Annotated in this window: 8 protein-coding genes and 1 pseudogene; 2 read left to right on the forward strand and 7 right to left on the reverse strand. The window is 64.9% G+C overall.

Annotation, left to right across the window (positions count from 1 at the left end; genetic code table 11):
- Positions 1–31: 31 nt before the first annotated feature.
- Together IVB13_RS27070 and IVB13_RS27075 are read right to left on the reverse strand one after the other, a co-directional pair.
- Entirely contained in the window at positions 32–1,084 is a 1,053-nt protein-coding gene (locus tag IVB13_RS27070) for an Ldh family oxidoreductase (protein ID WP_018453394.1), read from the reverse strand.
- A 72-nt stretch (positions 1,085–1,156) separates the two neighbouring features.
- A complete protein-coding gene (locus IVB13_RS27075) occupies positions 1,157–1,426 on the reverse strand; it encodes a hypothetical protein (protein WP_247395396.1) in 270 nt (89 codons plus the stop codon).
- Between IVB13_RS27075 and IVB13_RS27080 the strand changes: the two are divergent.
- Positions 1,380–5,494, forward strand: a pseudogene (locus IVB13_RS27080) (EAL domain-containing protein). The gene IVB13_RS27075 and the pseudogene IVB13_RS27080 sit on opposite strands and share 47 nt — an antisense overlap.
- On the opposite strand, the gene IVB13_RS27085 reads toward IVB13_RS27080, so the two are convergent.
- From IVB13_RS27085 to IVB13_RS27100, 4 genes are all read right to left on the reverse strand, one after another.
- On the reverse strand, positions 5,468–5,809 hold the full coding sequence (locus tag IVB13_RS27085) for a hypothetical protein (RefSeq protein ID WP_018453396.1): 342 nt from the start codon (positions 5,807–5,809) through the stop codon (positions 5,468–5,470). The pseudogene IVB13_RS27080 and the gene IVB13_RS27085 sit on opposite strands and share 27 nt — an antisense overlap.
- Before the next feature lie 283 nt (positions 5,810–6,092).
- A complete protein-coding gene (locus IVB13_RS27090) occupies positions 6,093–6,902 on the reverse strand; it encodes a WecB/TagA/CpsF family glycosyltransferase (RefSeq protein ID WP_018453397.1) in 810 nt (269 codons plus the stop codon).
- Positions 6,895–9,264 (reverse strand): exopolysaccharide transport family protein, encoded by a 2,370-nt coding sequence (locus IVB13_RS27095; RefSeq protein WP_018453398.1) that lies wholly within the window; start codon positions 9,262–9,264, stop codon positions 6,895–6,897. The genes IVB13_RS27090 and IVB13_RS27095 overlap by 8 nt, the downstream gene beginning before the upstream one ends.
- 291 nt (positions 9,265–9,555) lie before the next feature.
- On the reverse strand, positions 9,556–10,356 hold the full coding sequence (locus IVB13_RS27100; RefSeq protein ID WP_018453399.1) for a methyltransferase: 801 nt from the start codon (positions 10,354–10,356) through the stop codon (positions 9,556–9,558).
- Between the two features lie 394 nt (positions 10,357–10,750).
- On the opposite strand from IVB13_RS27100, the gene IVB13_RS27105 reads away from it, so the two are divergent.
- On the forward strand, positions 10,751–11,779 hold the full coding sequence (locus IVB13_RS27105; protein WP_018453400.1) for a glycosyltransferase: 1,029 nt from the start codon (positions 10,751–10,753) through the stop codon (positions 11,777–11,779).
- Between the two features lie 15 nt (positions 11,780–11,794).
- On the opposite strand, the gene IVB13_RS27110 is transcribed toward IVB13_RS27105, so the two are convergent.
- Positions 11,795–12,781 (reverse strand): glycosyltransferase, encoded by a 987-nt coding sequence (locus IVB13_RS27110; protein ID WP_018453401.1) that lies wholly within the window; start codon positions 12,779–12,781, stop codon positions 11,795–11,797.
- Positions 12,782–13,017: the final 236 nt, after the last annotated feature.

The raw sequence follows: 13,017 nt of genomic DNA on the forward strand, positions 1-13,017 counted from the left end.
TGTTCTCCGAATTGCGTCAGGCCGAAATCCGTCAGGCCAGGTCGAGGACCGTGTCGAGCCTGTACTCGCGCGCCAGCGCGCGCAGTTTTTCCCAGGTCGCATCCTCGATCTCGATGCCGTCGCGCAGGCGCTGCTGCTCACGCAAGCCCTCGATCTCACCGGGATAGAACACGCCCTTGCTGCCCTCGGAGGGCGGGGTCGATTTGAGATAGTGTGCGAACTCGGCGACCTCGCGCTTGAAATCCTGCAGCGGGCGAAACGCGGCGACGTTGAACACGGCCATGAAGCAGCCGTCATTGTGCCGGCCCGTGGGCTCGACGCCGAAACCGAGGCCGGTGAGCAGGCCGCACAGGACCTCGACCATTGCGGCGAGGCCGCTGCCCTTGTAGCCCTCGGTGCCGCCGAGCGGCAGCAGCGCGCCGCCCTTGCGATACTGGGTTGGATCGGTAGTGTGCCGTCCCTCGGCATCGATGATCCACCCCGGCGGGATTTCCTCGCCGCGGGCGACCGCGAGCTGGATCTTGCCGGCCGCGACCGCAGAGGTCGCCATGTCCAGGTAGAACGGCGCATCGAGGTCGGACGGCACCGCGATCGAGATCGGATTGGTGCCGAGCCGTGCCTCCTTGCCGCCGAATGGCGCCACATGCTTCGGCGAACGGCCGGAATCCGCCGTTGCGATCCCGATCATGCCTTCGCGCATTGCCATCAGCGGATAGGCGGCGAGGCGGCCGACATGGCTTTGCCGGAACACGGTGCAGGCGGCGACATTCGCCGTCTTCGCTTTCTCGATCGTCAGCGCCATCGCCTTGGCGTTGACGTGGAAGCCAAAACCCCACTGGCCGTCGATCACGGTCGTCGTCGGCGATTCCTGCACGATGGTCCATCTGGCGCCGGGCACGATGTGGCCGGCCTTGATCCGGTCAACATAGGTGGGAATGGCGATCACGCCGTGGGAATCGTGGCCGGCGAGATTGGCGTTGACGCAGCCGTTTGCGACCGCGTCGGCCTCTTCCTCGGAAGCCCCGGCAACCCGAAGCAGCGCTGCGCTGATGCGCGTGAGGCGGTCGGCATGGACGATCGGCATGGCGCTTCCCCGGCATGGTGCCCTTAACAGGCTGCTTGTTGGGCGCCATGGTCTCAAAGCGCGGCTGCGATATCAATCTCCTGTAAACCAATACAGGGCTGCAAATTCGCAGCGAGCAGGGCCGTCGGGCGAAGATTCGTCCCGCGCGGTGGCATTTTCGACAGATTGGCGCAGGTCGTTCGCAGCTCGTTCACTTTGATCGATGGTTTGCAGCGCGCAATAACGACCACTTAGGCGATCGCCGGTCATAACGTCATCCGGGAAAAAAAGGCAGAAATGCCCGGGAGCTGAGATCGTGCCGACGACACTCGCGCGCACCTTTGCGGCGTTGAGCGCCATCAACGAAGCGATCCTCTACGCGAAATCGCCGGATGAGCTGTACCAGAAGGTCTGCGACGCCGGGTTTGCGAGTGGAGACTTCATGGCCGTGGCCGTGTTCCTTGTGGAGCCGGATGGCCATAAGCTTCGCTTTGCCGCTGGTCGCGGCGATGACGTGGCGCGGCTGAGCGCGATCGAGATCACCACGCAGGCTGGCACGCCGGAAGGCTTGGGCGTGGGCGGCGAGGCGTTCCGCAGCCAGAAGCTCTGCATCAGCAACGATTTCCTGAACGATCCGCGTTCGCTGGCATGGCGCAACGGCGCGGTGGCGGCGGGTGTCGGCGCGGCCGCGGCGCTACCCCTGGTCTGCATGGGACGCAGTATTGGGGTGTTGTATGTTACGCGGTCGGGCGCCGGCTCGCTCGACGAGGCGATGGTCTCGTTGTTCGAGCGGATGTCGGCCAATATCTCTCACGCGCTGGAGAGCTTCGCGACCGAGGGAGCCCGCCTGGATGGCGAGCGGGCAGTGCGGCGGCTCAACCGCATGTTCGGCGCGCTCAGTGCGACGAACGAAGCAATTCTGCAAGCCAGCACTGAGCTGGACTTGTACCAGCGGGTCTGCGACGCCGCTGTTTATAGCGGCAAATCGCTTGCCACTTTCGTTCTGCTGCACGAGCCGGATTCCGAATGGCTGACGCCGGTGGCAGCGACCGGACATAATCTGGATCTGATCAGACAGTCGCGCTACTCGATTGATCCGGAGAGTCCCTACGGCAAGGGCATCTCCGGCGAGGTGTTCCGGACCCAGCAAGCGATCGTCGAGGACGACCTCGTCAATCGCACCAAGGGGACCACCTGGGAGCAGGCCAACGTCAATGCCGGCGCCGTCGCCTGCGTGGCTGCTCCATGATCAAGCGTGGCACCAGCATCGGCGTGCTGTTTTTCTTCGTGAGCAAAGCCTGGGCGAAAGACGAAGGCATCGTCGCATTGTTGCTGCGCATGACCGAAAACGTGTGCTTTGCGCTCGAGAACTTCGACCGCGACAAGGAGAAGGCCCAGATCGCCTTGGAGGAGGATCGGCTGGCGCGTATGTACGCAGCGCTAAGCGCGACGAACGAAGCCATTCTGCGGGCAAGGTCGCGCAGCGAACTGTTGGATCTGGTTTGCGAAGCCACGGTGCACGGCGCCAAGTTCGCCTCGACCTCCATTGCATTGCTTGACCGCGATGCGGGACTGCTTCGTGTTGTTGCGTCCTTCGGACCGAACGCCGAGGAAGTGCGATCCTTCAGGCTGTCGGTCAGCGACAAGGAGCCGGAAGGACGAGGGCTGACCGGCACCGCGTTCCGGACGCGGCGGCCCTGTATCAGCAACGACGTCCTGGCAGACGCCCGCCTCAAGCCTTGGCACGCCAGCGCGCGTCGCAATGGCATTAGGTCCTCAACCGCGATGCCGCTATTCAACGGCGACAGCGTCGAAGGCGTATTCCTGTTCAATTCGCCCGAGTGCGGCACTTTCACGGACGAATTCGTCGAGCTATTGCGCAAGCTCCAGGCCAATGTCGCCTTCGCGTTGGAGAACTTCGACCGTGCCGACGAGAAGGCGAAGGCCGACAGGCAGCGTGACAGGTTGAGCGGCATGTTCGAGGCGCTGAGCGCGACGAACGAGGCAATCATGCGCGCCAAGACGCGCGAGGAGCTGTTCGAAGGGGCGTGCCAGGCAGCCGTGCTCGGCGGCGTATTCGCCTCGGCGACAATCGGCATTATGGACGACCAGCGTGAACTCGTTCGCGTGGTCGCCGTGAAGGGGCGCCTCCAGGAGCGGATGGTGGGACGCACCTGCTTTGTTTCCGCCGACCATCCTGAGGGTCGCGGAATCATAGGGATGTCGCTGCGGACCCGCGGGCCCAGCGTCATCAACGACTATCTCCACGACCTCCGAGCGGCGCATTGGCACTCTAAGGCGATCGAAGATGGAACGCGAGCGGCTGCCAGCTTCCCGCTGCTGCGCGCCGGCCAGGAGCCGATCGGCATTCTGCTTTTCCTCGCGCCGGAAGAGAATACGTTCACACCCGATATGGTCGAGTTGCTCGGGCGCCTCGCCGAGAACGTGTCATTTGCACTCGATAATTTCGATCGCGCCGAGGAAAAGGCCCGCAACGAGGCGCGGACGGAGCGTTTGGCTCGCATGTTCGCGGCGCTGAGCGCGACCAACGAGGCGATCATGCGGGCGAAGTCGCGCGCCGAACTGTTCGACCTCGTCTGTCTCGCCGCATCGAACGGCGCCAAGTTCACCTCGACCACCATTGCGCTGGCGAGGGTCGATAGCGATCAGCTGGAGATCGTGTCGAGCGCCGGACCGTCGTCTGACACCACGCGCAATGTCCGCCTATCAATCGACCCCGAGCGCCCCGAGGGGCGCGGAATGAGCGGCACGGCGTTCCGCACCCGCCAGCCCTGCATCAGCAACGACTATCTCAATGACGATCGCGTTCGCGCCTTTCATTCCATTGTCCGCAACGACGGCGCGCGGTCGGGCGCGGCTTTTCCCCTCGTCGCACACGATCGGGCCGTCGGCGTCATGATCTACATGTCGACCGAGCCCGGCACCTTCACGGCCGAGTTCGTCGAGCTGTTGCAGCGCCTCGCCGACAACGTCTCCTTCGCGATGGAGAATTTCGACCGGGCCGACGAGAAAAACCAGGCCGACGAGCGAATCGAATACCTCGCTTCGCACGACAGCCTGACCGACCTGCCGAACCGCGAGACCTTCAACGGGTTGCTGCATGAGGCGATCGACGAGGCGCAGCGCCACGATCAGCGCTTTGCGGTGCTGTTCATCGACCTCGATCGTTTCAAGGTCATCAATGATTCGCTGGGCCACGAGGCCGGCGACCTGCTCCTGCTCGAAGTGGCCAACCGGCTGCGTGGTGCCCTGCGCGCAAGCGACGTGGTGGCGCGGCTCGGCGGCGACGAGTTCGTAGTGATCCTCGATCAATGCGGCGAGGTCGACGACGTCCAGCGCATCGCGACCGGGCTGCTGACGGCGCTTGCCGAGCCCATGGAGCTAGCGGGGCACGAGTGCCACACCACGGCCTCGATCGGCATCGCGATGTATCCGACCAACGGCTCCGACGTTCAGATGCTAACAAAGAACGCCGACATGGCGATGTATCTCGCCAAGGAAGATGGCAAGAACGGCTATCGCTTCTTCTCCAAGGAAGTGAAGACGCAGTCGATCGAGCGGCTGTCGTTGGAGAGTGCGCTGCGCCGGGCGCTGGAGCGGAATCAGTTCACTTTGAACTACCAGCCCAAGGTGGACATGGAGACCGGCCAGATCACCGGCGTGGAAGCCCTGCTGCGCTGGAGGCATCCCGATCTCGGCAGCATCTCGCCGGCGCAGTTCATTCCGCTTGCGGAGGAGACCGGATTGATCGTGCCGATCGGCCGCTGGGTGGTGAAGGAGGCCTGCGCGCAAGCCATGGCCTGGCAGCGCCGCGGCCTTTTGCCGGTATCGATGGCGGTCAACCTGTCGCCGCGCCAGTTTGTCGACGAGCATCTCTTGCAGGACGTCGACGAGGCGCTCGCCGCAAGTGGAATGTCGCCGGTGCTGCTCCAGCTCGAAGTCACCGAGAGCATGATGATGCGCAACGTCGGGCGCGCGCTCAAGGTGCTCGACGCCATCCAGAGTCGCGGCATCCGTCTCGCCATCGACGATTTCGGCACCGGCTATTCGTCGATGTCTCTGATGAAGCATTTCCCGATCGACACCATCAAGATCGACCGCTCCTTCGTGCGCGACCTGCCGCAGGATTTGGAAGACCAGGCGATCGCGCAGGCGATCATCAGCATGGGCAAGGCGCTCGGCATGACCGTGGTGGCGGAAGGCGTCGAGAATGCCGAACAGGAGGCATTCCTGCGCGCCCATGGCTGCGACGAGATGCAGGGCTTCCTGATCTCCAAGCCGCTGCCGGCGCGGCAGATGGCCGAGCTGCTGCAGCCCATGGAGCTGCCCTACGCGCCGCCGCTCCAGCCGGAGCCGGACCATGCCGCCACCGCGGCCGCGGCGCTACGGTTGAAAAGCGCTGTCGTCTGACGGCTGCGGGTGCAGCTCGCGGGCGTCGTCTTCCTTGATTTCCGCCTTGCGCGGAAAATCATCCGGCCAGGTCGGCGAGGTTTGCTTGGCGAACAGGGCGAGCAGGGCGTGCGCGCCTTCGGCAAAGCTCGAGTCGTGGCTCAGACCGAGTTCAGAACACCACGCGTGTGGCATCGGCTCGTGCGCGTCGAGCACCGCCATTGCCGGACCCCACCACCAGGCCGGCGCTGGCGATCGTTCGCCCTCCGGTACGGCCTGCCAGAGGACGAGCTCGTCCATCATGCGCTCGAATTGCAGGTTTGCGGCCTGATGCATTCGTTCCGTGCTCCCTTGGGTCGCGCCTGAAAGCAGGCCGATGCGCGGACTCGATCGTGGCCTTCGCTGTGAAAAGCTGGCTCGCGCAATTGGCTGAGCCGATTGTGCCGCTTGTGTCGGCGGCCATACAAAACACGCGGCGGCCGGGAAAGTTGCCGACACCGACTGTGACAGTCTCTTTAGCCGCTTATGAGCCCGGCCCGCAAGGCGCAATACCGGCGCCGCTGGCGTTGAAATAGCGCAGGCGGGGCTGGCAACCGGCGGCGATCATGTCGTCGTCTACTCAGCGATTATTAAAGGGCCGATGGCGGCTGAACAGCAGATAGATTGCGCGTGGGTTGGTGGTTAAATAGCGCCAGAACAGGCGGCGGGGCTCGAGCAAGGTGCGCCAAGCCCATTCCAGCCCGATCTTCTGCATCCATCGCGGCGCGCGGGCGCGGCTTCCCGACAAGAAGTTGAACAGGCCGCCGGATGTCTTGATGACGCCGACATTGGTGAGATGCGGGGTGAATTCCTCGACGAACGCCTGCTCGTTTGGCACGCCCAGCGCAACCCAGAGATAATCCGGCGCAAGCGCGTTGATCTCGTCGACCTTCGCGCGCAGCGCGTCGCCACGGAGATAACCGTGGCTGTAGCCAACGATCTTGAGGTTTGGATACATCTTTCGGACGTTCTCGACCGCAAGGGCGTTCTCGTCCTCGCTGGCGCCGAACATGTAGAAGGTGCGGCCGACCGCTTCAGCCTTGCGCGCGACGACGTGAAACAGGTCCGTCGTGGCGACCCGCTCGGGCAACGGAAACCAGGATTGTAGCCTGGACGCCGCCACCAGCGGCTGGCCATCGGCGTTGATCAGGTCAGCGCTGCGGAACAGGCGCTCGGTCTCGGGTTCGGTCGAGCACCGCGCCAGCACCTCGCCATTGGCCGAGGTCAGGTGCAGCGGACGGCCGATGCGATGGCGCGGATCGGTCGCCTCGATCATGAAATTTGCGGTCGCTTCCAGATCGAGTGCGGCCATGCGAAGGCCGCCGATGGTGATCCGCGGCACGTCGGCGGTTGCGGCCCGGCCATCGAGATTGATGCGGCGCTCAAGCATATTGTCTGCCTCGTTGGCGAGCTTGGGCCATAGGGGTGAGTTCGTCGAGCACGACGCCGACGAGCTTGCGCTCCGCGCGGCCGAGTGTGCTCAAGATCTCCTCCAGGCCGTCGTTGATGTCGAGGCTGGTCGGCAGCACCGCCACCAGCGCGTCGGCATCATCGAGCAGCTTACGGCTGCCGGCCGTGAGTGGCGCCGCGGGGCCGTCAAGGATCACAAGGTCATAGCCGCCGGCGGAGCGCGCCTGCTCGATGGCCTTGCGGATGGCGTCAGTGGCCTTGCCGGCGTCGCGTTCGGCGGCCGGCAATATCGAGATGCCGTTGAGTGTCTTGATCTCGCGCGCGGCCTTGCTGCCGATCGAAAGCCATCCGACCTTGCTGGGCTCGCTCTTGACGGGACGGCTGACCTTGTTCGAGAGCGGGTGCGCCTGATGGTCGGCATCGATCATCAGGACCCGGGCGCCGTCGCGCGCGGCCGCGAGCGCGAAATTCAGCGCGGTCACGCTGCGCCCGGTGGTCTCACCGGCACCGACGAGCGCGATGACCGGCATTGTCTTTCCGCCGGCGCGCCGGGCCGCCGTAGCGCGCATGTCGCGCCAGGCGTTGAGCAGCGTCGTCAGTGGAAAGCAGGGGCGCAGCGTTGGCCAGCCGAGCCGGGTGAGGTCGATGCCGCCGCCGGTGGCGAGAATGGCACCGAGCGTGTGGATGACGTCGGCCTCCTGGAGGCGCGCGATCAGCGGCTTTTCGATCAGGGGCTTCTCGACCATCGAAGGTTGCAGCGGCGGGGCGGCGAGTTCCGGCAGTGCCTCCGCGACTTCCGGGGCTCGCGAGACCGGCTGGGACCGGGCAGTCTCCGGCGCCCGCGAAGGCTCTGGAGCTCGCGGAGCTTGCGGCAACGGAGTGCGATTGGGACGGGCCGGCGCCGGTGCGAACGCACCGGCCACCAGCAGCTCTGCCGCGACGAACCAGCTCGATGCAGCGATTGCGCCGAAGATAAAGCCGATCATGGCGAACAGGCTCATCGCCGGCGGGAACGAGCGCCGCTGCGGCACCGTCGCTTCGCCGATGATTCGGGCCGCCGAGGTGTTCAGCGTCTCCTGCTCCTCGGTCTCGCGCGAGCGCTTGAGGAAGGATTGATAGACGTCACGGCTGGCATCGGCTTCGCGCTCGAGTTCGCGCAGGCGCACGGCGGCCTGGCTGAGCTGGACGCTCTGCCGCTTCTGCGCCTCCAGCGCCCGGCTGAGCGAGGCTTCAAAGTCGCGGGCGCGCGTCAAATCGTTCTTGGCGGACTGGGCGAAGCGGTCGATCTCTTCGTTGATGGTGCGCTTGAGATCCTCGACCTGCTTTTCGGTCTGGCGCAGCGCTGGATGACGCGGGCCGAGTTCGCCGGCCTGCTCCGCATATTTCTTGCGCGCGTCGGCATATTGCGCGCGCAGGTTGGCGATGGTTGGCGATTGCAGCGCCTCGGAGTTCGCGCCTGCATCTGCCGTCGTGCGCCGGCTCGCCTCGATCTGGTCGAGGCGCGCCTGCGCGTCCATCGTCGCGGCGCGGGCGGCGGAAAGCCGCTGGTTGCTGGCGGAAAGCTGCTGGTCGCTGATCAGCGCGTCCTGGGTGCCGACGAAATTGTTCTGGGCCTTGTAGGTCGCGAGCACGGTCTCGGCGTTGCGCAGCCGCTCGCGCAGTTCCTTCAGGCGGCCGGAGAGATCGTTGGTGGCGCGCCGCGCGGCTGACGCCTGCGAGTTGCGGGACTCCGCGAGGTAGGCGCTGGTCAGCGTGTTGGCGAGCATTGCCGCTTTCGCCGGATCGGTCGACCAGACTTCGATATCGACGATGAAGCTCTTCTCGGTCTTGCGGATCGTGATGTGCCGGTTCAGCGCCTCGAGGGCGGCGAGCTGCACTTCCTTTTTCTCCGCGGCGGAGGGCGCGTGGGGCTGAAGGCCGATCAGGCCGAGCAGCGACGACATCACGCCTTTGCCGTCGGCGCCGCCGCCGAATTCGGGATCCTTGTCCAGATCAGCCTGCTGGATCACCTGGAGCAGCACGCTGTTGGAGGTGATCAGGCGCGCCTGGCTCTCGACCACCATCGACATGCCGGAGACGTCCTGCGCGCGGGGCGTTAGCTCGCGGTCGACGAGCTGAAGCTCGCGCGGGTCGACATAGAGCTGGGCGGTGGCGGTGTAGCGGGGCGTCAGGCTCTTGCCCACGGTGACGGCAAGCGTCGCACCGAGCAGCGCGGCAACGGCAATCGCGATCTTCCGCCGCCAGAGCAGATTGACCAGCTCCAGCACGTTGAAGCCGGCCTGAGGCCGGTGCTGCGGGGCCTCCGGTCTGGCCCGATCTATCGGCTGGTTATAGTCAAGCATGATCCCCAGCTTTCATTCCAAGTGCCGCGAGCTGAGGGGGTACTCTTCGCTCTACGCCACGCACCTCAGATATAGGTGCCCACTCAACGCAACAGGGAAAATTAACCATACTCATTGAGGGACTATTCACCGAAATGGCAAACAAAGCGTTTAAGCGCGTGCCTCTCTTCGACGCGTCGTCGTGACGCGTGCGATGGCGCGGTCCTTCAGAGATTAACGGTTCGTTACCCCGTGCGGCGTGGCCGCGAGGCTTCGCTGGTCTTGCGATCGGCCGCGCGCGCACCATGGCCGTCAGCTTTTCCGCAGGATGACGTGATAATCGCCGCGGCGGACGTCGGTCCCGCGCGGGAGCACGGCGTTGAGAACGGCGGCGCCGGCGTCGACCAGGGCTGCGAACAGCGGCTTGCGCCGGCGCATCTCGGGATAGCGCGGGCTCTCGACCTCACGGCGGTAGATCATCTCGAGGCCACTGGCGGCGGCGAACGCTTCGAGCCTCGGCAGCGACACCAGGGGATGGAAGAAGGTCGGGAACGGCGGCTCGCCCGGCAGGCCGGCATCCTTGATGCCTCGAATGTGCCGGTAGAACCAGACGTGGAACCAGTGCGGCGAGTATTTGGTGACGACCCCGGACAATGAGCGCGGATTGGGCGCGCCGATCAGAATCATCCCGCCGCGCTTGAGCGCATCGCGGAAATTCAAGAGTGCGGCGTCGACCTTGGGAAGATGTTCGATCACGTTGTAGCAGATCACCAGATCGAAGGTCTCGCGCCCGAAGCGGTAGGTCTGGACGTCGCCGAGGATCGCTTCGTCCGCGTAGCTGTTGTTGCGAACCTGGTCCTCGTCGATGTCGACGACGGTGACCTTGCTGCGGTTCAGCAATTCCGGTGGCAGGACGCTGCACGAGCCGCCTCCGGCTTCGTAGGTGGCGAGCTGGCCCCGTGGCAGTTCGCGGCGCAGTACGTCGTGAACGGCGAGCAGGCTGTCGCGGGCTTCACCGGGGACGAGATCGTGCAGCGCCTGAGTGTGTGCAATGGCCGCGGGAATTTGGACCGCCGTGGTTGTCGCGAAATCGATCGTGGCTGGCTTGTTCATTTTTTTCGGACCGCGCTTGTTCGACTTAAATTTACAGGAAAAATCTCGTGTGCCCGTAGAGCAAATCCGATGCCGCGACGCTTCACCCGCCGCGGTGCTTACGATGGGGTTAATGAGCATGTGCGTTAACTACGGCATCCTCCGCGCCAGCCGCCGTCGGCACGGTGGACCGCGAATTGCAGTATCACGCGTGCAAGGTTTCGCGGCAGAAACACCCGAAAGCGGTTAAGTGCATGGATGGCGGAACATCGGCGGCCTTGGCGCCGTCGTCAGGCTCAAACCGGCCGTTCATTTTGGGACGCATCCGTCCCGGGGCGATGTGCCGTCGCGGGACGGCGCTGATCCCGGGATCGAAGCAGGGCTTTTTCAATCTATCTCGGACATCTAGAACGTCATGACATTGATCCCGACAGACCTGTCCGCCACGCGTATCTCGCATGCCGTGCGCGATCCCAACCGGGAGATCGCGGCCAGCTCCCGGATCATCGACCTGTCGGTTGGTATCGTCGTCTGCATCCCCTGCTTCCGCCGCCCGCAGCATCTGCGGTTGACACTGGACTCGCTCGCCAGCCAGCGCACCCCGCGCTCTTTCGCCGTCGTCATGGCCGAGAACGATGCGGTCCGGCGCGAAAGCGCGCCGGTGGCCGCGGAGTATCTCGCCGATGGCAGACTTCAGGGTGTCTGCCTGGTCGAGAAACGGCAAGGCAACGTCCAGGCGATCAACGCCGCCTTCGAGACGGCGCTGGCGCTGTTTCCCGCCGCGACCCGGTTCCTGATGATCGACGACGACGAGATTGCCTCGCCCGATTGGCTCGAGCTGATGGTCCGCACCGCGGAGGCGACCGGCGCCGATGTGGTCGGCGGGCCGGTGCTGCCGGTCTTCGAGGACCACCGCATGCCCTGGCTTTCGCGCCACCCCGTTTTCTGTCCCGCCTATGATTACAGCGGCGCTGTGCCCTTGATCTACGGCTGCGGCAATTGCCTGATCACGCGTGCGGCGTTCGAGAGCTTTGCCCGTCCCGCCTTCGACCCGCGCTTCAACTTCCTCGGGGGCGGCGACTGCGATTTCTTCGTGCGCTGCCGCGACGCCGGCATGACCTTCCACTGGACGGCGGAAGCAGTCATCACCGAGACCGTGCCGCAAAGCCGCACCAGTTTCGGCTGGATCGTGAAGCGAGGCCTGCGCATCGGCGCGATCAATTATCGTGTGCAGTCCAAGGCCGCGCAGGGCGCTGCGGCGCGAGTGTGGGTGTTTGCGCAGATGCTCGGGAGGTTGCCGCTGTCGCTGTTGCGCGCGGCCGCTCTGCTGAAATCGTCGAAAGCCGTCGTCGCGATGCATCCCGTGATGGTCGCGCTCGGCTCGGCGCTCGCCGCGTTCGGCATCGAGCCGAAGCCCTATGAGGCCTCGAAGATCGTGTCCTGACGCCGAGGCGGCGGGCTAAATACCGAAGCAGGCGAGGGCGACCCTGACCGCGGAACGCGGCAGCGATTTGAGCGAGCGGCGCCCGACTATCCCGAGATAGGCGAAGGCCTGGCGATATCTACCGAAGCGGACCGCTTGCATTGCCGAATACGTGACGAGATGAACCTCGGCGGCCTGGCGCAGCCCGGCCGCCATGCCCGCGGGCAATCGCGCCATGATCAGCCCGTCGTCGAACACCCGCGCGATCGCCGGAAAGAAATCCTGTGGCGTCCGCACCGCCGCGTTCATGGTGTTGGCCGTGTGAAGGCGGTAGTCGAGCAGAAGGTTCGGCGCAAATTCGAATTCGCCGATCGCGGCAAGGCGGCACCAGCAGTGCCAGTCCTCGCAATATCTGAGCGAGACGTCGAACCCGCCGATGGCGCGGAAGGCCTCTGCACGTGCGAGCGCAATGCCGCCATTGACGATGAAGTTGCCGGCGGCGAGCCGCGCCAGCACGTCGCCGGACGGTTTGCGGCGGCCCTTGAGCAGATCCCGACGGCCGATCTGCCGTCCCTCGCTGTCGATCGTATTGTAGTCGCCGTAGACCAGAACCGCTCGCGGCGCGCCACGCGCAGCCGCCAGCAGCGCCGCGACCGCGCCGGGCCGCAGGCGATCGTCGGCATCGAGGAAGAGCAGCCATTGGCCGTTCGCATGCTGCGCGCCGAGATTGCGCGCTGCCGATACGCCGGCGGCGCCGTTGGTCATCAGGCGCAGTCGAGGGTCACGAATGGCGCGGACGATGGCGGGGGTATCGTCGGTCGAGCCGTCGTCCACGACGATCACTTCGGTGACCTCGGTTTGTGCCAGTGCGCTGGCGAGGGTTTCGCCGACATAAGCCGCAACATTCTTGGCCGGAATGACGACGGACACCGACGTGGTTGAGCCGACCTGCAGCGGGACGCGCGCCGCTGGAACGACGCGCGATGTGGCAGGCAATTCGAGAATGTCTTCCGCGGTGATCAAGATACGGCTCGCCTTTAACGGTCTGTTAACCAGGGCGCATCTGCGCTTGGCAATGCGATCGATCGCAACCCTGGCCGCCCTCGATGATACTCGCATCGGGAAAAAAGCGTCGCCACGAAGGCTGCCGCAGCGTTGGTTTCGTCAATTAGCGTTAAGCCGCCGGCATTAAGCCTGTGGCAAATTAGGAAGAGTGCGACAGCCGGTCCCATGCGAGAATGCGCATCAGGCCGCCGCGG

The organism is Bradyrhizobium sp. 17 (assembly GCF_023073515.1).
Lineage (GTDB): Bacteria > Pseudomonadota > Alphaproteobacteria > Rhizobiales > Xanthobacteraceae > Bradyrhizobium > Bradyrhizobium canariense_D.

What these genes read in the sequence shown, in the direction of transcription:
- IVB13_RS27070 (WP_018453394.1), bottom strand. Translation starts at nt 1,084, where the DNA reads ATGCCGATCGTCCATGCCGACCGCCTCACGCGCATCAGCGCAGCGCTG.
- IVB13_RS27085 (WP_018453396.1), bottom strand. Translation starts at nt 5,809, where the DNA reads ATGCATCAGGCCGCAAACCTGCAATTCGAGCGCATGATGGACGAGCTC.
- IVB13_RS27090 (WP_018453397.1), bottom strand. Translation starts at nt 6,902, where the DNA reads ATGCTTGAGCGCCGCATCAATCTCGATGGCCGGGCCGCAACCGCCGAC.
- IVB13_RS27095 (WP_018453398.1), bottom strand. Translation starts at nt 9,264, where the DNA reads ATGCTTGACTATAACCAGCCGATAGATCGGGCCAGACCGGAGGCCCCG.
- IVB13_RS27100 (WP_018453399.1), bottom strand. Translation starts at nt 10,356, where the DNA reads ATGAACAAGCCAGCCACGATCGATTTCGCGACAACCACGGCGGTCCAA.
- IVB13_RS27105 (WP_018453400.1), top strand. Translation starts at nt 10,751, where the DNA reads ATGACATTGATCCCGACAGACCTGTCCGCCACGCGTATCTCGCATGCC.